General features: G+C 68.5%; 21 protein-coding genes. 11 read left to right on the top strand and 10 right to left on the bottom strand.

The window, feature by feature from the left end; translation table 11 throughout:
* Positions 1–106: 106 nt before the first annotated feature.
* Positions 107–1,162, bottom strand: coding sequence for a LacI family DNA-binding transcriptional regulator (locus tag OG538_RS12430; protein ID WP_406092997.1), 1,056 nt, complete (start codon positions 1,160–1,162; stop codon positions 107–109).
* A 169-nt stretch (positions 1,163–1,331) separates the two neighbouring features.
* Here OG538_RS12430 and OG538_RS12425 point away from each other — a divergent pair, with 169 nt between their 5' ends.
* The 3 genes from OG538_RS12425 to OG538_RS12415 are packed head-to-tail and all read left to right on the top strand — an operon-like array spanning position 1,332 to position 3,789.
* Positions 1,332–1,787: a MarR family winged helix-turn-helix transcriptional regulator gene (locus OG538_RS12425; RefSeq protein ID WP_406092996.1), complete on the top strand. Its 456-nt coding sequence runs from the start codon at positions 1,332–1,334 to the stop codon at positions 1,785–1,787.
* A complete protein-coding gene (locus OG538_RS12420; protein WP_406092994.1) occupies positions 1,784–3,202 on the top strand; it encodes an MFS transporter in 1,419 nt (472 codons plus the stop codon). Before OG538_RS12425 ends, OG538_RS12420 begins: the two co-directional genes overlap by 4 nt.
* 35 nt (positions 3,203–3,237) lie before the next feature.
* Positions 3,238–3,789: an isochorismatase family protein gene (locus tag OG538_RS12415; protein WP_406092992.1), complete on the top strand. Its 552-nt coding sequence runs from the start codon at positions 3,238–3,240 to the stop codon at positions 3,787–3,789.
* Positions 3,790–3,798: 9 nt separating this feature from the next.
* On the opposite strand, the gene OG538_RS12410 is transcribed toward OG538_RS12415, so the two are convergent.
* Genes OG538_RS12410 through OG538_RS12395 form a run of 4 tightly spaced genes read right to left on the bottom strand, consistent with a single transcriptional unit; the run spans position 3,799 to position 7,625 of the window.
* Positions 3,799–4,572, bottom strand: a complete 774-nt coding sequence (locus OG538_RS12410) for a succinate dehydrogenase/fumarate reductase iron-sulfur subunit (protein ID WP_406092990.1) — start codon at positions 4,570–4,572, stop codon at positions 3,799–3,801.
* Positions 4,569–6,479: a fumarate reductase/succinate dehydrogenase flavoprotein subunit gene (locus OG538_RS12405; RefSeq protein WP_406092988.1), complete on the bottom strand. Its 1,911-nt coding sequence runs from the start codon at positions 6,477–6,479 to the stop codon at positions 4,569–4,571. Before OG538_RS12405 ends, OG538_RS12410 begins: the two co-directional genes overlap by 4 nt.
* On the bottom strand, positions 6,480–7,367 hold the full coding sequence (locus OG538_RS12400; protein ID WP_406092986.1) for a hypothetical protein: 888 nt from the start codon (positions 7,365–7,367) through the stop codon (positions 6,480–6,482).
* Positions 7,368–7,376: 9 nt separating this feature from the next.
* Complete coding sequence (locus tag OG538_RS12395) at positions 7,377–7,625, bottom strand: hypothetical protein (protein WP_406092984.1); 249 nt, start codon at positions 7,623–7,625, stop codon at positions 7,377–7,379.
* A gap of 322 nt (positions 7,626–7,947) precedes the next feature.
* Between OG538_RS12395 and OG538_RS12390 the strand changes: the two genes are divergently transcribed.
* The 8 genes from OG538_RS12390 (at position 7,948) to OG538_RS12355 (ending at position 19,796) form a co-directional block, all read left to right on the top strand.
* Positions 7,948–10,332: an ABC transporter family substrate-binding protein gene (locus tag OG538_RS12390; protein WP_406092982.1), complete on the top strand. Its 2,385-nt coding sequence runs from the start codon at positions 7,948–7,950 to the stop codon at positions 10,330–10,332.
* 296 nt (positions 10,333–10,628) lie between these two features.
* The gene (locus tag OG538_RS12385) at positions 10,629–11,324 is read left to right on the top strand and encodes a hypothetical protein (RefSeq protein WP_406092980.1); all 696 of its coding nucleotides are present in this window, start codon (positions 10,629–10,631) and stop codon (positions 11,322–11,324) included.
* 138 nt (positions 11,325–11,462) lie between these two features.
* A complete protein-coding gene (typA, locus tag OG538_RS12380) occupies positions 11,463–13,337 on the top strand; it encodes a translational GTPase TypA (protein ID WP_406092978.1) in 1,875 nt (624 codons plus the stop codon).
* A gap of 569 nt (positions 13,338–13,906) precedes the next feature.
* Positions 13,907–15,547: an ABC transporter substrate-binding protein gene (locus OG538_RS12375; RefSeq protein ID WP_406092976.1), complete on the top strand. Its 1,641-nt coding sequence runs from the start codon at positions 13,907–13,909 to the stop codon at positions 15,545–15,547.
* Between the two features lie 169 nt (positions 15,548–15,716).
* A complete protein-coding gene (locus OG538_RS12370) occupies positions 15,717–16,649 on the top strand; it encodes an ABC transporter permease (RefSeq protein ID WP_406100096.1) in 933 nt (310 codons plus the stop codon).
* Positions 16,642–17,592: an ABC transporter permease gene (locus OG538_RS12365; RefSeq protein WP_406092974.1), complete on the top strand. Its 951-nt coding sequence runs from the start codon at positions 16,642–16,644 to the stop codon at positions 17,590–17,592. Before OG538_RS12370 ends, OG538_RS12365 begins: the two co-directional genes overlap by 8 nt.
* 10 nt (positions 17,593–17,602) lie before the next feature.
* Positions 17,603–18,661: an ABC transporter ATP-binding protein gene (locus tag OG538_RS12360; RefSeq protein ID WP_406092972.1), complete on the top strand. Its 1,059-nt coding sequence runs from the start codon at positions 17,603–17,605 to the stop codon at positions 18,659–18,661.
* Complete coding sequence (locus OG538_RS12355; RefSeq protein WP_406092969.1) at positions 18,654–19,796, top strand: ABC transporter ATP-binding protein; 1,143 nt, start codon at positions 18,654–18,656, stop codon at positions 19,794–19,796. The genes OG538_RS12360 and OG538_RS12355 overlap by 8 nt, the downstream gene beginning before the upstream one ends.
* Positions 19,797–20,211: 415 nt before the next feature.
* Here the strand turns inward: OG538_RS12355 and OG538_RS12350 are convergent, their stop codons facing one another.
* The 5 genes from OG538_RS12350 to OG538_RS12330 form a co-directional block, all read right to left on the bottom strand.
* A complete protein-coding gene (locus OG538_RS12350) occupies positions 20,212–21,300 on the bottom strand; it encodes an ABC transporter ATP-binding protein (RefSeq protein ID WP_406092967.1) in 1,089 nt (362 codons plus the stop codon).
* Between the two features lie 26 nt (positions 21,301–21,326).
* Positions 21,327–22,292 carry an ABC transporter ATP-binding protein gene (locus OG538_RS12345; protein ID WP_406100094.1) on the bottom strand — a complete coding sequence of 322 codons (966 nt, stop codon included), beginning with the start codon at positions 22,290–22,292 and terminating at the stop codon, positions 21,327–21,329.
* Positions 22,293–22,363: 71 nt separating this feature from the next.
* Positions 22,364–23,344 (bottom strand): ABC transporter permease, encoded by a 981-nt coding sequence (locus tag OG538_RS12340; protein ID WP_406092965.1) that lies wholly within the window; start codon positions 23,342–23,344, stop codon positions 22,364–22,366.
* A gap of 86 nt (positions 23,345–23,430) precedes the next feature.
* Complete coding sequence (locus OG538_RS12335; RefSeq protein WP_406092963.1) at positions 23,431–25,218, bottom strand: ABC transporter substrate-binding protein; 1,788 nt, start codon at positions 25,216–25,218, stop codon at positions 23,431–23,433.
* A gap of 74 nt (positions 25,219–25,292) precedes the next feature.
* On the bottom strand, positions 25,293–26,321 hold the full coding sequence (locus OG538_RS12330; protein ID WP_406092961.1) for an ABC transporter permease: 1,029 nt from the start codon (positions 26,319–26,321) through the stop codon (positions 25,293–25,295).
* Positions 26,322–26,524: the final 203 nt, after the last annotated feature.

Raw genomic sequence — 26,524 nt, 5'->3', positions numbered from 1 at the left:
GCCCGAGGCCGTCCGGCAGGCCCGCCCCCGCGGGGACGGGGAGCGGTGTCGATGCGCGGGTCCGAAAGGGGCGGGTGAGGGGGCGTGGCCTGCCCCCTCCGTCACGTCAGCCGCAGCCGCAGCTGGCCCGGCGGATCACCGAGACCGGAAGGGTGAGTGACACCGGCTCGCGGCCGGTGTCGTTCAGGCGCTGCACGAGCAGTTCGACCGCCTGCTCGCCCAGCCGGCGGATCGGCTGGCGCACCGTCGTCAGGGACGGCTGGACGATCCTGCCGAGCGGAATGCCGTCGAAGCCGGTCACCGCCATGTCCTGGGGTACCCGCACACCGCGCCGGGCCAGGGCGCGCAGGGCGCCCACCGCCATCTGGTCGTTGGCGAACAGCATCGCCTCGGGCCGCTCCCCGCCCCGGTCCAGCAGGGCTTCGGCCGCCAGTGCGCCCTCGGCCTGCTTCATCATCGTCGTCCGGAGGGCAGGCTCGTCCGGCACCGGGAGGCCGCCGTCCCGGCACGCCTCCTGGAAGCCGCGGAACCGTGCCTCCGCGTCGGGCGAATCGGTGTCACCCCCGACGAAGACGAGCCGGCGCAGGCCGTGGTCCTCGATCAGGTGGCGGGTCAGCTCGCGTTCACCGTCGGCGTTGGCGACGACGATGTGGTCGAGATGGTCGATCTCGCGTGGTCCGGCGAGCATCACCACCGGCAGCCGGCGCGATATCACTTCGAGGTCCTCGGTCGGCACGGTCTGCGCCAGGACGGCGAAACCGTCGACCCGGCCCGCGACCTTCGCGACCAGACTCTCCGGGCCGCCCTCCAGGGACGCGGCGATCAGCAGCGCGTACCCGTGCCGCCGGGCCGCGCGCTCCATGCCGCGGATGATCTGGTCGGAGTAGAGCATCACCGCGTCATCGGCGTCGCTGTCCGCCTCGGCGTCGGCCTCGGCGTCCGGGTCGGCGTAGTCCGGGAAGCACAGACCGAGCACACCGGTGGTGCGGCTCGCCAGCCCGCGCGCGTTGCCGCTCGGTACGTAACCGAGCTCCCGGGCCGCCTCCAGAACCCGCTCGCGGGTCTGGGCGCGCACGGATTCCGGGGTGCGGTAGACCCGCGAAACCGTGGCGATGGAGACGCCCGACCGCTCCGCGACGTCGTACACCGTTGGGGCGCTCACTCGACCGACCGTCCGCTTCTTCTTCCGTACCGACACGTGTCGGTACAACCATCGACGTACACGCTATGAAAGCGCATTCACCCTAGATCGCGGGCCGTGTGCGGGCAAGGCCGGTCGAGATCGACAGGCAACCTTGCAAGATGGCTTGTGCATCTTTTACGGTGGAGGCATGACGCAACCGTCCGGAACCACGCCCGCCGACCCGACCGCGGAGGAGGTGGCGGACCATCTCGCCTCCGTGGTCGGCAGGCTGCTGCGCCGGCTGCGCTCCTCGTCCTCGGAGAGTCTGCTGACGCCGACCCAGCGCTCGGTGCTGGCCCGGCTGGAGGAAGGGGGCCCGGCCACCACGGCCGATCTGGCCCGTGCCGAGTTCGTGCGCCCCCAGTCCATGCGGCTGACCCTGGGCGCCCTGGCGGAGCAGGGGCTCGTCGAGCGGGCGCCGGACCCGGTCGACGGACGCAAATCGGTCATGTCGATCACGGACCCGGGTCGCACGATCCTCGCCCGGGTCAGGGCCGCCAAGCGCGACTGGCTCGCCGAGGCCATCGCCGCCGAGCTGGACGGGGCACAGCGGCGCACCGTCGCCGAGGCCGCCGATCTCATCGAACGCCTGGTCGGTTCATGACCGCTCGCAACGGGCTCCGCCCGGCGACGACCCGGCAGGCACCGCAGCAGGCGGCGGCCGCCCCCGGGTTCAGTACCCGGCTCACCGCCCCGCTGCTGCTCGGCTCGCTGCTCAACCCGCTCAACACCACCATGATCTCCACCGCACTGGTGGCGATCGGGCACCACTTCGGCATCGGCGCCGCCGACACCGCCTGGCTGATCTCGGTCCTCTACCTCGCGAGCGCCGTCGCCCAGCCGGTCCTCGGCAAGCTCGCCGACGTCCTCGGCCCCCGCCGCGTCTTCCTCGCCGGTCTCGTCGTCGTCATCGCCTCCGGCGTCGTCGGGACGGTGGCACCGGACTTCGGGTGGCTGATCGCGTCCCGGCTCCTGCTCGGCATCGGCACGTCGGCCGCCTACCCGGCCGCCATGGCCGTCCTGCGTGACGAGTCGGCCCGGACCGGCCGGGCCACCCCGCGCCCGGTACTGGCCCGGCTCTCCTTCGCCGCACTCGGCAGCGCGGCCGTCGGGCCCACGCTCGGCGGGCTCCTGGTCATGGTCGTCGGCTGGCGCGGCATCTTCGCCGTCAACGTACCCGTCGCCCTGATCGCGTTCGGGGCCGCGCTGCTCTGGATCCCCGCCGACCCGGCGCGCGGGCGGGCCGCCGGCGGCAGTGCGCCCCGACTCGGTCTGGACCCGCTCGGCATCGGTCTCTTCGCCACCGCGCTGACCGTGCTCGTCTTCTTCCTGCTCGACCTCGCCCACCCCATGTGGTGGCTGCTCGCGCCGTTCGCCGTGCTGACCGCCGCGCTGGTGCGGTGGCAACTGCAGAGCCCCGAGCCCTTCATCGACCTGCGGACGCTGGCGGGGAACGGCGCGCTCTCGCGGACGTACCTCCGGCACGGGATCAGCTACCTGCTGATCTACGTGGTGATGTACGGGTACACACAGTGGCTGGAGGAGGCCCGGGGCTACTCGTCCGGGCACACCGGGCTGCTGATGCTGCCGATGTCCGTCGCCGCGCTGGTCTGTTCGCTGCTGGGCGCCCGCACGAAGGGCATCCGCGGTCCGCTCGTCCTGGCCTGTGTGCTGCTCACCGCCGGGTCCGGGCTGCTGCTGCTCCTCACCGGCGACACCCCGGTCGCCGTCCTGCTGCTGGCCGGTGCCTGCTTCGGCATCCCGCAGGGGCTGATCGGCACGAGCAACCAGGCAGCCGTCCAGGCCTACGCCCCGCCCGAGTCCATCGGCTCCGCCGCGGGTCTCCAGCGCACGGCCCAGTACATCGGGGCCATCACCGCGTCCAGTCTCATCGCGCTCGCGTACGGACCGTCGGCCGGTGACCACGGCCTCCACCTGATGGCCGGGGTGGCCGCCGTACTGGGCGCGCTGCTCATCGTCCTCACCGTCACCGACCGCGCCCTGCGCGGCCGTACCTGATCCCACCGGCACCACCCAGGCAAGGAGCACCAGCCATGAGCGCCACCACCCTCGACCCGAACACCGCGTTGGTAGTCGTCGACCTCCAGAAGGGCATCGTCGGCCTGCCGACCGCCCACCCCGCCGCCGAGGTCGTCGCCCGCGCCGCGACCCTCGCCGACGCCTTCCGCGCCAAGGGCCTCCCGGTCGTCCTGGTCCGCGTCACCGGCGGCGCCCCCGGCCGCACGGAGGGCCCCGCCAGGTCGGGGCAGCCGGCCGCCGACTGGGCCGAGATCGTTCCCGAACTCGGCCCGGACGAGGGCGACATCGTCGTCACCAAGCAGCAGTGGGGCGCCTTCTACGGCACCGACCTCGACCTCCAGCTGCGCCGCCGCGGCATCACGCAGGTCGTGGTGGCCGGGATCGCGACCAGCATCGGTGTCGAGTCCACCGCCCGCTCGGCCCACGAGCACGGCTATCACGTCACCGTCGCCACGGACGCGGTCACCGACATGAGCGCCGAGGCCCACGACAACAGCGTCGAGCGGATCTTCCCCCGCCTCGGTGAGACGGACACGACGGACGCGATCGTCAAGCTGCTCGGCTGACGGCCCGCCTCAGGTCGCGTCCCGGCGCCGGATCTTGTTGCCCAGCCACACCAGTGGGTCGTACTTGCGGTCCACCGCCCGCTCCTTCAGCGGGATCAGGGCGTTGTCGGTGATCTTGATGTGTTCGGGGCACACCTCCGTACAGCACTTCGTGATGTTGCAGAGCCCGAGCCCGTGCTCCTCCTGCGCCGTCGCCTTCCGGTCGAGACCGGACTCGGCGGCGGCGTCCAGGGGGTGCATGTCCAGCTCGGCCACCCGCATCAGGAAGCGGGGTCCGGCGAAGGCCGCCTTGTTCTCCTCGTGGTCGCGCACCACGTGGCAGGTGTCCTGGCACAGGAAGCACTCGATGCACTTGCGGAACTCCTGCGAGCGGTCCACATCGACCTGCTGCATCCGGTACTCGCCCGCCTTCACGCCCTCCGGGGGGACGAAGGCGGGGATCTCACGTGCCTTGGTGTAGTTGAACGACACGTCCGTCACCAGGTCGCGCACCACGGGGAAGGCCCGCAGCGGGGTGACCGTGATCGTGTCCTCACGGCCGAAGACCGACATGCGCGTCATGCACATCAGCCGCGGCCTTCCGTTGATCTCCGCGCTGCACGAACCGCACTTGCCCGCCTTGCAGTTCCACCGCACCGCCAGATCGCCCGCCTGGGTGGCCTGGATGCGGTGGATGATGTCGAGGACGACCTCGCCGTCGTTGACCTCGACCTCGAAGTCCTCCAGGCCGCCGCCTTCGATGTCCCCGCGCCACACCCTGAACCGTGCGTCGTAGCTGCTCACTCGTAGAGCTCCTCATCGGCGAGGTACTTGACCAGCTCCTCCTTCTCGAAGAGGGAGAGCAGATCCGGACGGATGGGTTCGGTCACCTTGCGTACGAGCTCGATCCGGCCGCTCGCGGCGTCCTGCTCGTCCGTCGGCCGGCACAGCAGATTGACCGGACGCCAGGAGCGTTCCATCCCCGGGCAGTCCTCGCGGGTGTGGCCGCCGCGGCTCTCGGTGCGCTCCAGGGCCGCCCGCGCGATGCACTCACTGACCAGCAGCATGTTCCGCAGGTCCAGGGAGAGGTGCCAGCCGGGGTTGAACTGCCGGTGCCCCTCGACCCCCGCGCGCCGGGCCCGCTCGCGCAGCCCGGCAAGCCTCTCCAGGGCCTGTTCCATCTCGGGGGCCCGGCGGATGATGCCGACCAGGTCGTTCATCGTCTGCTGGAGTTCCTGGTGCAGGGTGTACGGATTCTCCGCCGGCGCGCCGTCGGCGAGCCCTTCCGCGCTGAACGGACGCAGCGCCTCCGCGGCCGCGGCGTCGATCTGGGCCTCGTCGACGACGGGCAGGGCGCCGGCCGACGCGGCGTACCCGGCGGCGTGCAGTCCGGCCCGCCGGCCGAAGACCAGCAGGTCGGAGAGGGAGTTCCCACCGAGCCGGTTGGAGCCGTGCATGCCGCCCGCGACCTCGCCCGCCGCGTACAGGCCGGGTACGTCCAGGGCCGCGGCGGTGTCCGAGTCGACGGCTATGCCGCCCATCACGTAGTGGCAGGTCGGGCCGACCTCCATGGCCTCGGCGGTGATGTCGACGTCCGCCAGCTCCTTGAACTGGTGGTACATCGACGGCAGCCGGCGCCGGATCCGCTCCGCGGACATCCGCGTCGACACATCCAGGAACACTCCGCCGTGCGGCGACCCGCGACCCGCCTTCACCTCGGAGTTGATCGCCCGGGCGACCTCGTCGCGCGGCAGCAGCTCGGGCGGCCGGCGGTTGTGGTCCGGGTCCTCGTACCAGCGGTCGCCCTCCTCCTCGGACTGCGCGTACTTCTCCTTGAACACATCGGGGACGTAGTCGAACATGAACCGCTTGCCCTCGGAGTTGCGCAGCACCCCGCCGTCACCGCGCACCGACTCGGTGACGAGGATGCCCTTGACCGAGGGCGGCCAGACCATGCCGGTGGGGTGGAACTGCACGAACTCCATGTTCAGCAGGGGCGCACCCGCGAGCAGGGCCAGCGCGTGGCCGTCGCCGGTGTACTCCCATGAGTTCGACGTCACCTTGAAGGACTTGCCGATGCCGCCGGTGGCGAGGACGACCGCGGGCGCCTCCAGTACGAAGAAGCGGCCGGTCTCGCGCTCGTAGCAGAAGGTGCCCGAGACCCTTTCCCCGTCCTTGAGGACGCGCGTGACCGTGCACTCCTGGAAGACCTTCAGCCGCGCCTCGTGGTCACCGAACTCGCGCTCGTCCTCCTGCTGGAGCGAGACGATCTTCTGTTGGAGGGTGCGGATCAGTTCGAGGCCGGTACGGTCCCCGACGTGGGCCAGGCGCGGATACTCGTGGCCGCCGAAGTTGCGCTGGGAGATCTTCCCCTCGGGGGTGCGGTCGAAGAGCGCGCCCCAGGTCTCCAGCTCCCAGACCCGGTCGGGCGCCTCCTTGGCGTGCAGCTCCGCCATCCGCCACTGGTTGAGGAACTTCCCGCCGCGCATGGTGTCGCGGAAGTGCACCTGCCAGTTGTCCCCGGAGTTCACATTGCCCATGGAGGCGGCGATCCCGCCCTCCGCCATGACCGTGTGTGCCTTGCCGAAGAGCGATTTGCAGATGACGGCCGTACGGGCTCCGCGCTCCCGGGCCTCGATCGCGGCACGCAGCCCGGCGCCTCCGGCACCGACCACGACGACGTCCCACTGCTGACGTTCGAGCTCAGTCATTCAGAAAAACCTCGGATCGTCGAAGGCGCCGGAGGCGACCAGGTACACGTAGAAGTCGCACGCCGCCACGCTGATCAGCGAGGCCCAGGCGAGCAGCATGTGACGGGTGTTGAGCCGCCCCACCCAGCCCCAAAGCCGGTAGCGCACGGGGTGCTTGGAGAAGTGCCGCAGCCGGCCTCCGATGATGTGCCGGCAGGAGTGGCAGGACAGGGTGTACGCCCAGATCAGGGCGATGTTGACCAGGAAGATCAGCGAGCCGAGACCCATGTGGCCCCAGGCATAGTGCTCGTCGCGGAAGGTGAGCACGGTGTCGTACGTGAGGATCCCGGCGACCGGTACCGCCGCGTAGAAGAAGTACCGGTGGATGTTCTGCATGATCAGCGGGAAGCGGGTCTCGCCGCTGTACGCCTGGTGCGGCTCGGCGACCGCGCAGGCAGGGGGAGAGGCCCAGAAGCCCCGGTAGTAGGCCTTGCGGTAGTAGTAGCAGGTCAGCCGGAAGCCGAGCGGGAAGATCAGGATCAGCAGGGCCGGGGACAGGCCCCACCAGTTGCCGAGGATCTCCCAGTTCGGGCCGCTGCGCATGGGGGCGCAGTTGTCCGCCAGACAGGGCGAGTAGAACGGCGAGACATAGGGCGCGGCGTAGTAGTCCGCGTTGGAGAACGCCCGCCAGGTCGAGTAGACGATGAAGGCGAGGAGCCCGCCCGCCGTCACCGCGGGCGCCAGCCACCAGCGGTCGGTCCGCAGATGGCGGGCGGCGATGGCGGCCCGCGTGGGGTGGTGGACCCCCGTCGTCCGGGCGGCCGCACCGCCCGGCGGGCGGGGTCCCGTACCCGGGGCGCTGCCCGGGTCCTTGCCTGAATCCGTTCCTGTTTCCGTACCGGTGGCCAAGGAACTCTCCTAGGGGGCGTGCCTGCCGCGGACGCCCAGACCCTCGTCGTCCGAGTCCGTCCACAGGGTGGTGTCGTACGGCGCTTCGGTGATGGTGATGACGCCGTCGACGGGTGCGGCGTGGCCGGCCGGGTCGAGCGGGTCCGGGGCGGTGTCCGCCGCGCGCAGTTGCGCGAGGCTCCGCTCCAGCCGTCCGACGGTGCGGACCAGGTCGTCGAGACAGTGCTGAACTGCCGTCAATTCATCATGCAGTGACATGACTTGATCTCACTTCCGCAGTCGCGGGTGGCCATGCGCATGCGAGTGTCGCGCGTCACATCCCCGTTGGGAAGAGAGCGGGCCGCTCTGTCTTGCGGTCGGGGGTGTACGAGCCCGGAGAACGTCGGCTTCCGGCCGCTCCCGGCACTCCGCCGCACGGGTGAGGTTCGGGGCGGCTGCGCCGTGTCTGCGCGGTCTCCCGCGCGTGGGCGCTTTCAGTGGACGGGCGGAACCAGTGTGATCAACTGCAAATGCCACCACATACGCACAATCCGGTTCATTCGAGCGAGGGTGGGCCGGGCCGTCCCCGGAGGTATCAGCCATGTCCCACGTCGGCGTCCCGCGCGGGACATCCCGAAAGCGCCGCTCGCTCGCACTGCTCACCACCGGGGTGCTCACCCTGCCCGTGCTGGCCGGCTGCAGCTCCGCCCACGAAGAGGCCGTCCGTGCCGTCGTCGTCCCGCAGGACGTCGCGCCGGCGGCCCGCGCCCAGGTCGCGGACGGCGGCACGGTCAACTGGGCGATCGACGCGATGCCCGCCACCCTCAACGCCTTCCAGGCCGACGCCGACAGCGCCACCACCCGGATCACCGGCGCGCTGCTGCCGACCCTCTTCCCGCTGGACGCCAAGGGCCGGCCGCAGCTCAATCCGGACTACCTGGAATCCGCGAAGGTCGTCGACACCGAGCCCAGGCAGGTCGTGCTCTACCGGCTGAACCAGCAGGCCGTCTGGAGCGACGGCCGGGAGATCGGCGCACCGGACTTCGTCGCCCAGTGGCGCGCCCTGAGCGGCAAGGACTCCGCCTTCTGGACGGCCCGCAACGCCGGGTACGAACGCATCGAGAAGATCGAGCGCGGCGCCGACGACCTGGAGGTCAAGGTCACCTTCGCCAAGCCGTACGCGGACTGGCGCTCACTCTTCTCTCCGTTGTACCCGAAACAGGTGACCGGGTCTCCGGACGCGTTCAACGACGGCGCGCGGTCCACGCTCAAGGCGACCGCGGGACCCTTCCGGCTGCGCACGGTGGACAAGGAGGCGGGATCCGTCACGCTGGACCGCAACCCGCGCTGGTGGGGCAGCCCCGCCAAGCTCGACTCGCTGGTCTTCAGGGCGGTCAAGCCCCAGGACCGCACGGAGGCACTGGTCGAGGGGAAGATCGACGTGGCCGACATCGACGCGGCGGCAGCCCATCGCATCGTCCAGGCCGCCCGGGACAACGGCAGCAACGGCGCACCGCCCGCCCACGGCCCCGGCTCCGAGGTCACCCCGGCCCAAGCACTGCGGTCCTGGGCGCTGGCGCACGGCTCCGACGAGAAGGCGGCCGAGGAGGCGCAGGAGGCCCGGGCCGAGAAGGCCGGGGCCGCGAACGCGTACGCCGCCGAGCAGAGCGAACTGCGCGGCTACGCGGTCCGCAAGTCACTGGAGCCCGCCTACACCCAGCTCGCGCTGAACGGCGAGACCGGACCGCTGGCCGACGACCGCGTACGCCGGGCCGTGGCCCGCGCCCTGAACCGCCAGGAGCTCGCCGACGCCGTACTGAGGCCCCTCGGCCTGCCCGCCGAGCCCCTCGGCAGCCATCTGGCGCTGGCCGGGCAGCCCGCGTACAAGAACGGCAGCGACGCCCTCGGCAGCCAGGACACCAAGGAGGCGCAGGCACTGCTGGCCGACGCCGGCTGGACGCGCGAGGGCGCCATCGAGAAGACGGACGGCACCAAGGCGGGCAGCGAGGGCGAGAAGCAGAAGGACGCGGGTAGGACGGAGGAGAAGGCAGAGAAGAAGAAGGAGTCCGAGGAGCAGGACGAGGAGGGCGGGGCCGACAGCGCGAAGGACGACGGCAAGACCGACGACGCCGCCCGGCGCGAGCCCTCCAAGGACGACGGGCTGTACATCGTCGGGGACGACGACAAGCCCGGTGAGGCCGGGGGCGCGGCCACCCACGTCCTCGCGCCCGCCCCCGCCGCCGCCGCACAGAGCGCCGCCCTGCTGCGCCAGGCCGGACGCCTGGGCGAGACGGGCACCTCCGAGGACGCTCCCGCCCGGATCACCGCCCAGGACCGGCAGCCCGGCGGCGCGGCCGGCGCATACGCCCCGGCCGGTACCGCGGCCCCCGCCAAGGCTCCGGACTCGGCCCGCGGGCCGCTCGGCAAGGACGGCAAGCCGCTGACGCTGCGGTTCGTCCTCCCGTCCGGTCCGGGTTCCGAGTCCCTGCGGACCGTCGGCGACAAGATCGCGGCGATGCTCGACACGATCGGGATCCGTACCGAGATCACCAAGGTGTCCGACGACAGCTACTTCACGGATCACGTCGCCTCCGGCGACTACGACCTGGCGCTGTACTCCTGGCCGGCCACCGCCTACCCGGCCACGGACGCCCGGCCGATCTTCGCCAAGCCGGTGCCCGCCACCGACGGTTCGCTGCTCGTCGAGCAGAACTACACCCGCGTCGGTACGGACCACATCGACCAGCTCTTCGACGAAGCGGTCTCGGAGCTCGACGAAGGGACGGCCCGGAAGCTGATGAAGCAGGCGGACGCCCGGATCTGGGCCGCCGCAGGATCGATTCCCCTCTACCAGCGCCCGCAACTGGTCGCCACGGACAAGAAGCTCGTGAACGTCGGCGCCTTCGGCTTCGGGGTGCCGCACTACCAGGACATCGGTTTCAAGAAGCCGCAGTCCGCAGGCGCCCCGGCCAACAGGAAGAAGTAGCAGGTCAGCGCCGGACGGAAAGCTCAGAACTGGCTCAATTCCCTTGCCCGCCGGACTGCCGGCGGGCAAGGCTGTGCGCACCCGCTGACCCGGGTAGCCGCTCACCACCGGATCTCCGGGGCCCCAACCCCGAAGATCCCGCCACGGAGGCACGGCTCCGAGCCCCACTCGGAGCCGCCGCCCCGTGGCCCACCTCTGAAGTTGCTCAAGTTCCGCCTCCGTGCCGTCCGCCCGGGTGACCCTGGTCACGACCACCGGTGAATTCCGCCGGACGAATTGATCACGGGGGCGCAAACATGAAGCGGACACGGACTCTCACCTCTACGGTCGCCGTGCTCGTCGCAGGAATCCTCGCGGGCGCGAGTGGCTGCGGCTCGACGCCGGACGACCCGGGCGCGAGCGGGAGGCCGAAGCAGGCCGGTTCGCCGACGGCCGGGACGGCCGGTGCGGAGCGGGTCGCCGCCTCCGAGCAGCGGGCGTGCGAGGGCGGCACGTACACCTGGTTCAACCTGCGGAAGCAGTCCGTGCTGAACGGGGTGGCCGACGCACAGCGCGTCACGGCCGAGGCCACCAAGATGGTCGAGCCCATCCGGCGACTGCGCACCGACCAGGCATCCCTGCGGTCCGACGGCCCGAGGCCGGACGCGCAGGACGTGTTCCTCGCGCTGAGCGTGCACCTCGGTTTCGCGGAGAAGGGCGACGAACCGGAGGGCGGGGCGGGGCTCGGCGAGCCGGGGACTTACGCCCCGCTCGACGAGGGCGGCGGTGAGGTCACCGGCCATGCCGCCCGCCTGGTGAACTTCAGTTCCGTGACGCTGGTCGAGACGGACTTCCGCTACACCTGCGGGAGCCGTGCGCACCAGGAACCGACCACCGGGCACGTGTCGACATGGACCACGTCGGGCGGTGGAATCCTCGACTGCGACGAGCCCCTGCCCAAGGGCGCCTCGGCCGCCGCGCGCGAGGCCGGGCGCCTGTCCTGTGGCCGGTAAGACTTGCCCGGGAAGCCGCAGGCGCGCCCGCCCCGTACCATGGGGTGTAGCCGTGGCGCGTCCGCCCGGCGGGCGTACGAGGACTCAAGACCGACTAAGACGCCTGAATCCCCGATCCGAGAGAAGCGCAAGCCACCCATGCCCACGCGCCACGACATCCGTAACGTAGCCATCGTCGCCCACGTCGACCACGGCAAGACCACGCTGGTCGACGCCATGCTCAAGCAGGCCGGCGCCTTCGCCGCGCACGCCGCCGAGCACCTCGACGAACGCATGATGGACTCGAACGACCTGGAGCGTGAGAAGGGCATCACGATCCTGGCCAAGAACACGGCCGTGAAGTACCACCCCAAGGATGGCGGCGACGTCATCACGATCAACATCATCGACACCCCCGGCCACGCCGACTTCGGCGGTGAGGTCGAGCGAGGCCTGTCGATGGTGGACGCGGTGGTGCTGCTGGTCGACGCCTCCGAAGGCCCGCTGCCGCAGACCCGGTTCGTGCTCCGCAAGGCGCTGACGGCCAAGCTGCCGGTCATCCTCTGCATCAACAAGACGGACCGGCCGGACTCCCGGATCGCCGAGGTCATCGACGAGACGTACGACCTCTTCCTGGACCTGGACGCCGACGAGGACCAGATCGAGTTCCCGATCGTCTACGCCTGCGCCCGTGACGGCGTCGCCTCGCTGACCAAGCCGGAGGACGGTACCGTCCCGCCGGACAGCGACAGCCTGGAGCCGTTCTTCAGCACGATCCTCTCCGCGGTCCCGGCCCCGGAGTACGACGAGGACGCCCCGCTCCAGGCGCACGTCACCAACCTGGACGCCGACAACTTCCTCGGCCGTATCGCGCTGTGCCGCGTCGAGCAGGGCGAGCTGCGCAAGGGCCAGACGGTCACCTGGATCAAGCGCGACGGCACGCAGTCCAACGTCCGCATCACCGAGCTGCTGATGACCGAGGCGCTCACCCGCAAGCCCGCCGAGAAGGCCGGTCCGGGCGACATCTGCGCGATCGCCGGTATCCCGGACATCATGATCGGTGAGACCCTGGCCGACACCGAGAACCCGATCGCGCTGCCGCTGATCACGGTCGACGAGCCCGCCATCTCGATGACCATCGGTGCGAACACCTCGCCGCTCGTCGGCAAGGGCGGCAAGGGCCACAAGGTCACCGCCCGTCAGATCAAGGACCGTCTGGACCGCGAGCTCGTCGGTAACGTCTCGCTCCGCGTCCTGGACACCGAGCGCCCCGACGCCTGGGAGGTCCAGGGCCGCGGTGAGCTCGCGCTCGCGATCCTCATCGAGACCATGCGCCGGGAGGGCTTCGAGCTCACCGTCGGCAAGCCGCAGGTGGTCACCAAGCAGGTCGACGGCAAGACCCACGAGCCGATCGAGCGCATGACGATCGACTCGCCGGAGGAGCACCTCGGCGCCATCACACAGCTCATGGCGACCCGTAAGGGCCGCATGGAGACGATGACGAACCACGGTTCGGGCTGGGTCCGCATGGAGTGGATCGTCCCGTCCCGCGGCCTCATCGGCTTCCGTACGGAGTTCCTGACCCAGACCCGCGGTACGGGCATCGCGCACTCCCTGTTCGAGGGCCACGAGCCGTGGTTCGGTGAGCTGCGGACCCGTCACAACGGCTCGCTGGTCGCCGACCGCGCGGGCACGGTGACGCCGTTCGCCATGGTCAACCTCCAGGAGCGCGGTGTCATCTTCACCGAGGCCGGCACCGAGGTCTACGAGGGCATGATCATCGGCGAGAACTCGCGCGCCGACGACATGGACGTGAATATCACCAAGGAGAAGAAGCTCACCAACATGCGTGCGGCTTCCGCGGACACCACGGAGAACGTGGTGCCCGCCCGCAAGCTGTCGCTGGAGCAGTCCCTGGAGTTCTGCCGCGACGACGAGTGCATCGAGGTGACCCCGGAGACCGTGCGTATCCGCAAGGTCGTCCTGGACCAGAAGCAGCGTGGCCGCTCCGCCTCGCGCGCCAAGAACAACTGACGCCACGCGCAGGGAGGCGCTGACGTCGCGCGTCGGAACCGCTGACGTCACGCGCCCCACCCACCACTGGCGTCACGCTTCGCGCACCACTGGCGCGGAGCACGACCGGCATGGCGGCGGGTAGGCCTTTTTCGGCCGATGATCCGTCAGCTCCGGGCATTGCAGAAGGCCAGGGCCCTCACAGACACTGTGGGGGCCCTGGCCTTTGGCAACCGGTTTTCCGCCCACGCTGTCCGGACTGTGAGACGCGAGCGTCCGGTTATCGGGCGTCGCTCTCCGAAACATGTGTTAACAGTCCGTTTCGGGGGTGTCTGTCTGGGATCACTTTGTCCGGATTTTGGTCCGCGCGAGGTTTGGATGTTGTCAAACCGAGACCCTTTAAGTGTGGTTTACAGCCCAGTCGTACTTAATAGTTGGCTCCATTGAGCTCGGGTCAATGGGTCACGCACTGTGGGGAGTGCCGACTCACGAGCACACTAAGGGCACTGAAACGATCACCGTCAGGGGTGTCGGTGTATCGACCCAGTGCCCTTCTTGTAGTCAAAAGTGGACTCATGAGGAGGAAACCCATGCGTGGTGCCAAGAGCGCCAAGTGGGTCGCGGGAGCGGCCATCATCGCCCTGGCTGCGACTGCCTGTGGCGGCGGCGACAGTGACGCCGACAAGGGCAAGGACAGCGCCAAGGGTGCTGTCAATGCTGACGGCATCTTCTCCGTCGAGGTCGGTGAGCCGCAGAACCCGCTGCAGCCGGCCAACACGATGGAGTCGAACGGCAGCATCGTCACCGACGCGATCTTCTCGCAGCTGGTGGACTATGACCCGTCCGGCAAGCTTGAGATGATCAACGCGGAGTCTGTCGACACCAAGGACAGCAAGCTCTGGACGGTCAAGCTCAAGAAGGACTGGAAGTTCCACGACGGCACGCCCGTCACGGCCGAGTCCTACATCAAGGCCTGGAACTGGGCCGCCAACATCAAGAACAACCAGACCAACGCGTCCTGGTTCGGCGACATCAAGGGCTTCGCCGACGTCCACCCCGAGGACGCCAAGGCCAAGCCCAAGGCCGACGCCATGTCCGGTCTGAAGAAGGTGGACGACTACACGTTCACCATCGAGCTCAACGCCCCGCTCCCGTACTTCTCGTACAAGCTCGGCTACACGGTCTTCTCCCCGCTGCCCGAGTCCTTCTACGCGGACCCGAAGGCCGCCGGCGAGAAGCCGGTCGGCAACGGCGCGTACAAGTTCGTCAGCTGGGACCACAAGAAGCAGATCAAGGTCGTCCGCAACGACGACTACAAGGGTGCCGACAAGGCGAAGAACGGCGGTGTGGTCTTCAAGAACTACACCACCCTCGAGACCGCCTACGAGGACCTGAAGTCCGGCAACGTCGACGTGCTGCGCCAGATCGGCCCGAAGGACCTCCCGGTCTACCGGTCCGACCTCGGTGACCGCGCGGTGGACAAGCCGTACTCGGCCATCCAGACGATCGCCGTCGCGTTCTACACCAAGCAGTTCAAGGACATCGACCCGAAGGTCCTCCAGGGCCTGTCGATGGGTATCGACCGCGCCACGATCACGAAGACCGTGCTCCAGGGCACGCGTGAGCCCGCCACCGGCTGGGTCGCGCAGGGTGTTCTCGGCTTCCAGAAGGACGCCGCGGGCGACGTCACCAAGTACGACCCGGCGAAGGCCAAGCAGCTCATCAAGGACGGCGGCGGCGTCCCGGGCAACAAGATCTCGATCCAGTTCAACGCCGACGGCGGCCACAAGGAATGGGTCGAGGCGGTCTGCAACAGCATCACGCAGTCGACCGGTGTCAAGTGCGCCACCGACTCGAAGGCCGACTTCCAGGCCGACACGAACGCGCGTGACGACAAGCAGGTCAAGTCCCTGTACCGCTCCGGCTGGGTGCTCGACTACCCGGTGAACGCGAACTTCATCTCGGACCTGTTCCGGACCGGCGCCGCTGGTAACCAGGGCGACTTCTCGAACAAGGCCCTGGACGCGGAGATCAAGAAGGCCGACTCCGCGGCTTCCCTCGAGGACTCCGTTGCGGCGTACCAGAAGATCGAGAAGGAGCTGGTGAACTTCATGCCCTCCATCCCGCTCTGGTACTACAAGGTCAACGCCGGTTACTCGGAGAAGGTCCAGAACGTGGACTACGCGCAGGACGGCGACCCGATCCTGACCCAGATCGAAGTCAAGAAGTAACCACACCTACGTAGTCCGCGCGCAGGCGCGGGACCGGCACTGAAGGACGGTCCGCGCCTGCCCGCACGCAGTGGCCGGGGGGCCCTTCCACGCAACCGACGACCCCACAGGGGGAGTCGGTGCAGGGGAGGGCCCGTCGGCTGCCGCCTGCCTATTACATGGAGGCATGATGGGGCGCTATGTCGCACGACGACTGCTCCAGATGATCCCGGTCTTCCTCGGGACAACCCTGCTGATCTTCCTGATGGTCTATACGCTGCCCGGCGACCCCGTGCGCGGGCTGTTCGGGGACAAGGGCGCCGACCCGGCCACGCTGGCGAGACTTCGCCATGAGTACGGCCTGGATCAGCCGATCCTGCAGCAGTACTGGAATTACATGACAGGCATCGTCCTGCACGGTGATTTCGGTAAGCAGATAGCCAGCGGACGTCCTGTCACCGACGTCCTCGGCGATGCGTTCCCCGTCACCCTCCGGCTGGCCGGCATGGCCTTCGTCATCGAGATCGTCATCGGTATCGGTCTCGGGATGATCGCCGGTCTGCGCGCCGGCCGACTCACCGACAACGTGGTCCTGGTCTTCACCCTGCTGATCATCTCGATCCCGGTGTTCGTCCTCGGCTTCATCGTCAAGACGGTGTTCGCCTTCCAGCTCGGCTGGATCGACCCGAACGTCTCCGGCGAAGCCAAGTGGGGCGAACTCCTGGCGCCGGCCATCGTGCTGGGCTCGCTCTCCCTTGCCTATGTGGCGAGACTTACGCGTACGACGATGGCTGAGAACCTGCGCTCGGACTACATGCGCACCGCCATCGCCAAGGGCCTGCCCAAGCGACGCATCGTCGGCGTGCACCTGATGCGGAACTCGCTGATCCCCGTCATCACCTTCCTCGGCACCGACCTGGGCGCCCTGATGGGCGGCGCGGTCGTCACCGAGGGTCTGTTCAACGTCAAGGGCGTCGGCGGCACGATCTACGAGTCGATCGTCAAGCGCGAGGGCACGACGCTCGTCGGCCTCGTCACCATCCTGGTGCTCGTCTACCTCTGCATGAGCCTCATCGTCGACCTGCTGTACGCGGTCCTGGACCCGAGGATCCGTTATGCCTGACGCGACCAAGACCGCACCCGCACCCGAGGACGCCAAGGCGCCCATCGCGGACCCCGCGGCGACCGTGAAGGCCGACAAGGCCCGCAGCCTGTGGGGCGATGCCTGGCGGGACCTGCGTTCCAACTGGTACTTCATCGTCTCGTCGGTCCTGATCGTCATCCTTCTCGTGATGGCGGTCTTCCCCGGCCTGTTCACCAACGCCTCCCCGACTTCGGCCGACCTGGTGCACCACTACCTGGGCAAGCCGGAGCTGAGCAAGATCGGCTCGGAGGGCTGGCTCGGCTACGACGGCCAGGGCCACAGTGTCTACGCGCGTGTCATCTACGGCACCCGTGCATCGATCACCGTCGGTGTCTGCGTGACGCTCCTGGTGACGCTGTTCGGCGGACTGATCGGCATGCTCGCCGGTTACTTCGGCGGCTGGGTCGACGCGCTGCTCTCCGGCTTCTTCACCAACGTCTTCCTCGGCATCCCCTTCCTGCTGGGTGCCATGGTCGTCCTCCAGGCGTTCACCGACCGGACGGTCTGGGTGGTCATCTTCGCCCTGGCGTTCCTCGGCTGGACCCAGATCGCGCGTGTCATGCGCGGTGCGGTGATCGTGATCAAGCAGTCGGACTACGTGCAGGCCGCCAGGGCGCTGGGCGCGGGAACCAACCGGATCCTCTTCCGGCACATCCTGCCGAACGCCATGGCGCCGGTGATCGTGGTCGCCACCATCTCGCTCGGCGTCTACATCTCCGCCGAGGCGACCCTGTCCTACCTGGGTCTGGGTCTCGCCGACCCGACGATCTCGTGGGGTATGGACATCTCCGGTGGCGCCGCGCAGATCCGCGTCGCGCAGCACATCCTGATCTACCCGTCGATCATGCTCAGCATCACCGTTCTGGCGTTCATCATGCTCGGCGAAGCCGTCCGCAACGCCCTCGATCCGAAGTCGCGATAGGAGGGCGAACGTGGCCACCATCAACAAGACCGCCGAAGTCCCGTCCCCCCGCTCGGGAGACGACTATGTCGGCCCCCTGCTCGATGTCCGTGACCTGCACGTGGAGTTCCACACCCGCGACGGTGTGGCCAAGGCGGTCAACGGTGTCAACTACAGCGTGAACGCCGGCGAGACCCTCGCCGTTCTCGGTGAGTCCGGCTCCGGCAAGTCCGTGACGGCGCAGGCCATCATGGGCATCCTCGACATGCCGCCGGGCAGGATCCCGCAGGGCGAGATCCTCTTCCGCGGCCAGGACATGCTCAAGATGTCCTACGAGGAGCGCCGGAAGATCCGCGGCCAGAAGATCGCCATGATCTTCCAGGACGCGCTGTCCTCGCTGAACCCGGTCCTGACCGTCGGCTACCAGCTCGGCGAGATGTTCCGCGTCCACCAGGGCCTGTCCAAGAAGGAAGCCCGCGCCAAGGCCATCGAGCTGATGGACCAGGTGAAGATCCCGGCCGCCGCGGCGCGGGTCTCGGACTACCCGCACCAGTTCTCCGGCGGTATGCGCCAGCGCATCATGATCGCCATGGCGCTGGCCCTGGAGCCGGACCTGATCATCGCGGACGAGCCGACCACCGCGCTCGACGTGACGGTGCAGGCCCAGGTCATGGACCTGCTCGCGGAGCTCCAGCGCGAGTACCACATGGGTCTGATCCTGATCACGCACGACCTCGGTGTCGTCGCGGACGTCGCCGACAAGATCGCCGTGATGTACGCGGGCCGGATCGTCGAGACCGCTCCGGTGCACGAGATCTACAAGCGCCCGGCGCACCCGTACACCAAGGGTCTGCTGGAGTCGATCCCGCGCCTGGACCAGAAGGGCCAGGAGCTCTTCGCGATCAAGGGCCTGCCGCCCAACCTGCTCCACGTGCCGTCGGGTTGTGCCTTCAACCCGCGCTGCACGATGGCGCAGGACATCTGCCGTACGGACATCCCGGCTCTCGCCCCGGTGACCGAGCAGGACGGCACCGAGCTGGTCGGACGCGGCAGCGCCTGCCACTTCTGGAAGGAGACGATCCATGGCTGACATCAAGAAGGAGCCCGTGGACGCCACCCCGAACGTCTCCGAGGTGGAGACGGTCGACGCGGCAACCGAGGCGGAGTCCGTAGCCGCCATCGACGCACCCGTGTCGCAGGGCGAGCCGATCCTCCAGGTCCGCAACCTGGTCAAGCACTTCCCGCTGACCCAGGGCATCCTGTTCAAGAAGCAGGTCGGCGCGGTCAAGGCCGTGGACGGGGTCTCGTTCGACCTCTACGCGGGCGAGACGCTCGGCATCGTGGGCGAGTCCGGCTGTGGCAAGTCCACGGTCGCCAAGCTCCTGATGACGCTGGAGCGGGCCACCGCCGGCGAGGTCTTCTACAAGGGCCAGGACATCACCAAGCTGTCCGGCCGTGCGCTGAAGGCCGTGCGCCGCAACATCCAGATGGTGTTCCAGGACCCGTACACGTCGCTGAACCCGCGTATGACGGTCGGCGACATCATCGGTGAGCCCTACGACATCCACCCGGAGGTGGCCCCGAAGGGCGACCGGCGCCGCAAGGTGCAGGAGCTCCTGGACGTCGTGGGTCTCAACCCGGAGTACATCAACCGGTATCCGCACCAGTTCTCCGGCGGTCAGCGCCAGCGCATCGGCATCGCCCGCGGCCTCGCGCTCAACCCGGAGATCATCATCTGCGACGAGCCGGTGTCCGCGCTCGACGTGTCGGTGCAGGCGCAGGTCATCAACCTGATGGGGAAGCTCCAGGACGAGTTCAACCTCTCCTACCTCTTCATCGCGCACGACCTCTCGATCGTCCGGCACATCTCGGACCGGGTCGGCGTCATGTACCTCGGCAAGATGGCCGAGATCGGTACGGACACGCAGATCTACGACCACCCGACGCACCCCTACACCCAGGCGCTGCTGTCGGCGGTCCCCGTCCCGGACCCGGAGGCCCGTGAGGGCCGCGAGCGGATCATCCTCACCGGCGACGTCCCGTCCCCGGCCAACCCGCCGTCGGGTTGCCGCTTCCGCACCCGTTGCTGGAAGGCCGAGGACAAGTGCGCCCAGGAGATGCCGCTGCTGGCGATCCCCGAGCGCTTCAAGACCTCGACGACGCCGGCCGCGCACGAGTCGGCGTGCCACTTCGCGGAGGAGAAGGACGTGGTGCACGCGGCCTGACGCGTCACCGACGTCCGTTGCGGACATGATCGGACCCCTCGGAACCCTTTCGGGCACCGGGGGGTCCGATGCGTATCCGGCAGACGGCGCCCCCGCAGGCCCACGTGTGCGCGGCAGGGCAGCCGTGGCCGTGGTGACGCGGTGACCGGGATGTCCGGGGCCGGGCATCACGGCGTACACCCCGAAGAGCTGGACCGCCGTGGTCGGAAGGTCCCCGTGGGGGAGGCCCGGAGGCACGAGGCGCCCGGAACCGATCGGTTCCGGGCGCCTTTCCCGTGTACCCGGGAACCGGGCTCGCAGGTGGCTCGGGTCAATGGGCCGACGTGCTCGGTTCCTTGGGCCGGGGAGTCCCTCGGACCGCGGACCGGTCGGATCCGCGTCCTGTCGGGCCACCCCGGGGCCGAGGAGAGGGGTGTCAGCCTCCGGCCTTGGGGTCCTGGGGGGTCTCGTTGCCGGACTTCGTCATGCCGGCTGCCTTACGGGCCTGCGGGACACTGGACAGGGACTGCGAGTCCTCCGGGTAGTGGCAGGCCGTCAGGTGCCCGTCCCGGCTGCCCCCCACCTGCACCAGCGGCGGGGTCTCGCTCGCGCACTTGTCCGTCGCCTTCCAGCAGCGCGTACGGAAGCGGCAGCCCGACGGCGGGTTGACGGGCGACGGGACGTCACCGGTCAGCCGGATGCGCTCGCGGGCCGGTACGTCGTCCGCGGTGGCCTCGGGAACGGCCGAGAGGAGCGCCTTGGTGTACGGGTGCCGGGGATTGCCGTACAGATCCTCGCGGTCGGCGATCTCCACGATCCGGCCGAGGTACATGACGGCGACGCGCTGCGAGAAGTGCCGCACGATCGCCAGGTCGTGGGCGATGAACAGGAACGCGATGCCCAGTTCCTGCTGCAGCTTCTGCAGCAGGTTCACCACCTGGGCCTGGATCGACACGTCCAGCGCGGAGACCGGCTCGTCGGCCACGATCAGCTTCGGCTCCAGGGCCAGCGCGCGGGCCACCCCGATTCGCTGGCGCTGACCGCCGGAGAACTCGTGCGGGAAGCGGTTGTAGTGCTCCGGGTTGAGGCCGACGGTCTCCAGCAGTTCCCGCACGCGCGCCTCGCGGCCGCCCGCGGGCTCGATGCCATTGATCTCCATCGGCGCGGCGACGATCTTGCCCACGGTCTGCCGCGGGTTCAGCGAGGCGTACGGGTCCTGGAAGATCATCTGGATCTCGGAACGGATCGGCGCCAGCTCCTTGCGCGAGGCGTGGCTGATGTCCTGCCCGCGGTAGGAGATCCGGCCGGCGGTCGGCTCCAGGAGCCGGGTGATCAGCCGGCCCGTCGTCGATTTGCCACAGCCGGACTCACCGACGAGACCGAGGCTCTCGCCCGCTCCGACGGTGAAGTCCAGTCCGTCCACGGCCTGGACCGCTCCGACCGTACGCCGGATCGGGAAGCCGCCCTTGATCGGGAAGTGCTTGGTGAGTCCGGAGACGTCCAGGAGGGGATCGGTGCTGCTCATGGTGGGGAAGTCCCGTCTCTTGTACGTCAGTTGGGCCGGGTGCCGGCGAAGTCGGAGAAGTACTCGATGCGCTGCTCCGGTGTCAGGTGGCAGGCCGCCCCGCGTCCGGACACCAGGTCCAGCGGAGGCTGCTCGGCCGAGCAGCGGTCGCCGCCGACCTGCTCGGTGAACGAGCACCGCGGGTGGAACCGGCAGCCGGTCGGCGGGTTCAGGAGGCTCGGCGGGGTCCCGGGGATCGGCGACAGGGGCACGTCCACCGGCCCTTCGAGCGTGGGCATGGACCCCAGCAGGCCCCAGGTGTACGGGTGCTGGGGCGCCCGTAGCACCTCCTTCTTCGTGCCGCGCTCCACACGGCGCCCGCCGTACATCACCAGCACGTCGTCCGCGATGTCGGCGATGACGCCGAGGTCGTGGGTGATGAAGATGATCGAGGTGCCGGTCTCCTGCTGAAGGTCCTTCAGCAGGTCCATGATCTGGGCCTGCACGGTGACGTCCAGCGCGGTCGTCGGCTCGTCCGCCACCAGCAGCGCGGGGTTGCAGACCAGCGACATCGCGATCATCGCGCGCTGGCGCATACCGCCGGAGAACTGGTGCGGATAGTCGTCCACCCGCAGATCGGGCTGCGGGATGCCCACCTTGGTCAGCATCTCCACGGCCCGCGCCCGGGACTCCCGCTTGGAGGCCCCGGTGTGCTTGCGGTAGGTCTCACCGATCTGCTTGCCGATGGTGTGGTACGGCGAGAGGGAGGCAAGCGCGTCCTGGAAGACCATGGCCATCTTGTTGCCGCGCAGTTGTTCCAGCTCCCGTTCCGATGCGGCGAGGAGGTCCTGCCCGTCGAGCAGGATCTCCCCCTCGATCTCGGTGTGTTCGGGGTGGTGCAGGCCGAGAATGGCCAGGTTGGTCACGGACTTGCCGGAGCCGGACTCGCCGACGATGCCGAGGGTCTTGCCGCGCTCGACGTCGAAGGACAGTCCGTCGACGGCCTTGACCATGCCGTCGTCGGTGGAGAAGTGCACGCGCAGATCGCGTACGGAGAGGAAGGGGGTGCTCACTGGATCTCTCCCTAGGCGAGGCGGACGCGTGGGTCGATGAGGGCGTAGACCGCGTCGACGATGATGTTGAAGACGACGATCGCCGCCGCTGCGACCAGGACGACACCGAGGATCAGCGGAAGGTCGTTGTCGTTGACGGCCTTGATCGAGAGGGCGCCGATGCCGTGCAGGCCGAAGACCTTCTCCGTGATGATCGCGCCGCCGAGCAGCACGCCGATGTCGAGACCGAAGATGGTGACGATGGGGCCCATCGCACCGCGCCACGCGAAGCGGAAGAACACCGTGCGCCGGGACAGGCCCTTGGCGCGGGCGGTGCGCACATAGTCCTCGCTCAGTGTCTCGACGAGCTGGGAGCGGGCCATACGTGTGTAGTTGGCGGTGAAGATCAGCGCCAGTACCAGCCAGGGCAGCAGCAGCCCGTTGAACCAGGCGACCGGGTCCTCGGTGAAGGGGACGTCCTTGGGGCGGCTCAGGATGTGCCACTGGTCCGTCAGGTAGTACATGGCGACCACGCCGACGATGTAGATCTGCATCGAGGAGAAGATCAGCGACGCCGAGGACGCGACCTTGTCCAGCAGCTTGCCCTGCTTCACCGCCGCCAGCATGCCGGTGCCCACACCGAAGATCACGAAGACGATCGCGCTGCCGACGGAGAGGGAGAGCGTCGTCGGGAAGCGGTCCAGGATGGTGCCGAGGACCGGCTCGCGGTTGTGGAACGAGTAGCCCAGACACGGCGCGGGGCAGTGGCCGAACGAGGTGTAGTCGCGTCCGACGAACACGCCCTGCAGCCAGTGCCAGTACTGCACGGGGAGCGGGTCGGCGATGCCGAGGTTGCGCTTGACCAGCGCCAGCGTCTCCGGCGTGCACACCTTGCCGCAGGCCACACGAGCGGGGTCGCGGGGCGCGACGTAGAAGAGGACGAAGGTGATGGCACTGATGATCAGCAGGATGACCAGTGCGCCGATTGCCCGGCGGATGAGGAAGCGGAACATGGCGATGGATTTCCCTGGCAGACGCCGACGAGGGGGAGGGGAGCGGGCGGGGCGCCGCAAGGGCGCCCCGCCTCGGTAGTGTCGGCTCAGGCCTTCACGAACAGCTTGTAGATCACGGCCGAGGAGTACTGCGGGTCGAACATCGCCCCGCCGACCTTCGAGCCGTGCAGGTAGAAGCGGCGCTGGAACGTCTCGGGGATGATCGGCGCCTCCTCCGTCATGATCCGCTTGTCGAGCGCGGCCCACTGCTTGCCGGCCTCGGCCGGGTCGGCGATGACGACGTTCTTCTTGATCGCGGCGTTGACCCAGTCGACGTTCAGCTGCGAGATGTTGTTGGCGCCGTTGGCGATGGTGCCGCCGTCGAACAGCGGCTGCACCAGCGTGTAGCCGGTCGGCCAGTCCGGGGACCAGCCGAACCACATCACGTCGAACTTGTTGTCGATCTGCTGGATCTGGTCGTAGTAGCTGGAGGAGTCCAGCTGCTTGATGACCGGGTCGAAGCCGGCCGCCTTGAGGGCGTTCTCGATGACGACCTTGGTCTTGTCGTAGACGTTGCTCTGCGGGAAGGCGTAGACGATCTTCTGGCCCTCCTTGCCCGCTTCCTTCAGCAGCTGCTTCGCCTTCTCCGGGTCGCCCTGCGGCTTCTTCAGCTTGCCGTAGACGTCGTCCTTGGCGTAGCCCATGATGTCGGGGCTCAGGATGGACGTGGCGTAGTCACCGGCCGACGGACCACCGTAGATCTTGCGGATCTGCTCCAGCGGCCACGCGTGGATGAGCGCCTGGCGCACCTTCAGGTCGGTGATGCGCTTGGTGTTGATGCCGTAGTAGTAGATGCCGGTGAGCAGGCCGTTGAAGGTGCGCTTCTTCAGCTCGGGGTCGGTGAGGACCTTCTGGATCCGCTCGGCCGGGACGCCGCTGTACGCCATGAAGGCGTACTGGTCGTCGCCGGAGTCGGCGATCATGCGGTCGGCGGCCTGGAGCGACTCCGGCCCGAACTCGAAGGCGAAGCTGTCCGGGTAGGCGTTGCGGATCGAGTCCGTGTTCGGGTCCCAGTGCTCGTTGCGCACCAGCGTCATCGACTTGTCGATGGAGTGCGCCTTGATGCGGTACGGGCCGGCCGAGACCGGGTCCTTGTCGTACTTGTCCTTGCTGTCGCCCTTGACCGGGACGGCGCCGTAGGACGTCATCGCCAGGGTGAAGTTGAAGTCAGGGCGGGACTCGACGAGCTTGAAGGTGATGGTCTTCGCCGCGGCGTCCGTCACGACGGACTCGAGGTGCTTGCCGCTGAACGGGCCCTTGTACTTGGACCGGAAGTCGGCCGAGCCGGTCAGTGCCTGCTGGGCGTAGCCCGCGCCCTCGGTGGTGAAGCTGGCGAAGCCGCGCTCGATGCCGTGGCGCACGTCCTCGACGGTGAGCTCCTTGCCGTCCTCCCACTTGAGGCCGTCCTTGAGCGTGAACGCCCAGGTCTTGCCCGCGTCACTCATGGTGCCCGCGTCGGTGGCGAGGTCACCGACGAGCTTCATCGAGCCGTCCGCGGCGATCTTGTAGCCGGTCAGGCCACGGATGAGGAGATTGCCGATCTGCGAGTTCCACGAGTAGTAGATGCGCTGCGGGTCGAGGTGGGAGAAGTCGTCCGGCGATATGCCGCGGATCGTCCCGCCCTTCTTCGCGCCCGCGATCTCGGGAGCCGGACCCGTCGAGTCCTCCTTGGTGCCGACGACCACCGCACCGGTGTACTTGTCGGCGCCGCCGTGGCCCTTGTCCTTGCTGCCCTTGTCCGTGTTCGAGCTGCCGCTGCTGCAGGCGGAGAGCATCATCGAGCCGCCGGCCGCGACCGACGTGGCGATGACGAAGTTTCTGCGGGAGAGAGACATGGCTTCCTGCTCTGGTCGAGTGGAGAAACGGTGGATCCGGTGGGCCCCGTCGCCCGGCCGGAGTTACGGCGGGTTCAGCGCTTGGTCTTCGGGTCCAGTGCGTCGCGCACCGAGTCGCCGAGGAGGTTGAAGGCGATGACGAAGATCACCATCGATGCGCCGGGGAAGAGCATGAACGTGATGTCGCTCTGGTAGACGTCCGACCCGCGCTGGATCATCACGCCCCAGTCGGGAGTCGGTGACGTGAGCCCGACGCCGAGGAAGGCGAGACCCGCCTCCGCCGTGACGTACGCGGGCAGCGCGAGCGTGGCCTGGATGAGGATCGGCGTCCAGAGGTTGGGCAGCAGTTCCTTGAAGATGATCCGCGCCGGGGAGGCGCCGGTGACCTTGGCGGCCTCGACGAACTCGCGCTCGCGCAGGGCGAGGACCTCTCCCCGAAGGAGTCGGGCGATGGAGGCCCATCCGAAGGCGGTCATGACCGAGATCAGGCTGACGACGGTCAGCCAGACCGGTGTGTTCTCCTCCGGGTCGACCAGGATCGAGATCATCACGGGCCAGAAGGCGATGAAGAACAGCGTGGAGGGGAACGCCAGCAGGATGTCGATGACCCGGCCGACCAGGTAGTCCGTCTTGCCGCCGAGGTAGCCCGCCGTGATCCCCACGGCGATGCCGATCACGGTCACCAGCAGCGTGGTGGCCGTGGCGATGAGCAGGGAGTTGCGGATGCCGTAGAGCAGGAAGGTGAAGACGTCGCGCCCGAGGCCGGGCTCGATGCCGAACCAGAAATCACCACTGATTCCGCCATTGGGAAGAACCGGGGAGCCGAAATCGTCCAGCAGACTGGTGTCGTTCTGCCCGTACGTCGTGTACGGGTCCTTCCCGTAGAGCTTCGCGATCAGCGGTGCGGCGATGGCCACCACGAAGAAGAAAATGACTACATAGGCCGAAATGACGCCGGTGCGGTCACGCTTGAAGCGGCGCCAGGCCAGCTTCCCCGGTGACCGGCCGTCGCCTCCCTTGGGTGCGGAAGGATCCGCCACCGCCGGAGCCTGCACGTCCGCAGTCCCAAGAGGGGCTGCTGCGTTTGAGGTTGGAATCGTCATGGTGCTCCTGGCCCGGAGGGTCGAAGGACTCCGCAGGGCACACCTACGGGCTACCCGGACTTTTTCAACGCAATTCATGCAGGGTCAATGAATGGCGGGCCGACTTGGGCCGCTCTTTGGAAGCTTGACCTGGACATTGCCTTGACATGGCCATGCATTTACTCGTTGTTCACCTTCTCCGGCATCCATTCCCCTCTAAATCA

It is taken from the genome of Streptomyces sp. NBC_01013, assembly GCF_045162765.1.
In the GTDB taxonomy this organism is placed as follows: Bacteria; Actinomycetota; Actinomycetes; order Streptomycetales; family Streptomycetaceae; genus Streptomyces.
Note: the sequence above shows the minus strand (reverse complement) of the source record. Positions and strands in the feature narration are given on the sequence as shown.

Coding starts and splice junctions, on each gene's coding strand:
- OG538_RS12365 (WP_406092974.1), top strand. CDS start 16,642: ATGCCTGACGCGACCAAGACCGCACCCGCACCCGAGGACGCCAAGGCG.
- OG538_RS12385 (WP_406092980.1), top strand. CDS start 10,629: ATGAAGCGGACACGGACTCTCACCTCTACGGTCGCCGTGCTCGTCGCA.
- typA (WP_406092978.1), top strand. CDS start 11,463: ATGCCCACGCGCCACGACATCCGTAACGTAGCCATCGTCGCCCACGTC.
- OG538_RS12405 (WP_406092988.1), bottom strand. CDS start 6,479: ATGACTGAGCTCGAACGTCAGCAGTGGGACGTCGTCGTGGTCGGTGCC.
- OG538_RS12375 (WP_406092976.1), top strand. CDS start 13,907: ATGCGTGGTGCCAAGAGCGCCAAGTGGGTCGCGGGAGCGGCCATCATC.
- OG538_RS12350 (WP_406092967.1), bottom strand. CDS start 21,300: ATGAGCAGCACCGATCCCCTCCTGGACGTCTCCGGACTCACCAAGCAC.
- OG538_RS12335 (WP_406092963.1), bottom strand. CDS start 25,218: ATGTCTCTCTCCCGCAGAAACTTCGTCATCGCCACGTCGGTCGCGGCC.
- OG538_RS12415 (WP_406092992.1), top strand. CDS start 3,238: ATGAGCGCCACCACCCTCGACCCGAACACCGCGTTGGTAGTCGTCGAC.
- OG538_RS12345 (WP_406100094.1), bottom strand. CDS start 22,292: ATGGTCAAGGCCGTCGACGGACTGTCCTTCGACGTCGAGCGCGGCAAG.
- OG538_RS12355 (WP_406092969.1), top strand. CDS start 18,654: ATGGCTGACATCAAGAAGGAGCCCGTGGACGCCACCCCGAACGTCTCC.
- OG538_RS12425 (WP_406092996.1), top strand. CDS start 1,332: ATGACGCAACCGTCCGGAACCACGCCCGCCGACCCGACCGCGGAGGAG.
- OG538_RS12340 (WP_406092965.1), bottom strand. CDS start 23,344: ATGTTCCGCTTCCTCATCCGCCGGGCAATCGGCGCACTGGTCATCCTG.
- OG538_RS12370 (WP_406100096.1), top strand. CDS start 15,717: ATGGGGCGCTATGTCGCACGACGACTGCTCCAGATGATCCCGGTCTTC.
- OG538_RS12420 (WP_406092994.1), top strand. CDS start 1,784: ATGACCGCTCGCAACGGGCTCCGCCCGGCGACGACCCGGCAGGCACCG.
- OG538_RS12390 (WP_406092982.1), top strand. CDS start 7,948: ATGTCCCACGTCGGCGTCCCGCGCGGGACATCCCGAAAGCGCCGCTCG.
- OG538_RS12330 (WP_406092961.1), bottom strand. CDS start 26,321: ATGACGATTCCAACCTCAAACGCAGCAGCCCCTCTTGGGACTGCGGAC.
- OG538_RS12395 (WP_406092984.1), bottom strand. CDS start 7,625: ATGTCACTGCATGATGAATTGACGGCAGTTCAGCACTGTCTCGACGAC.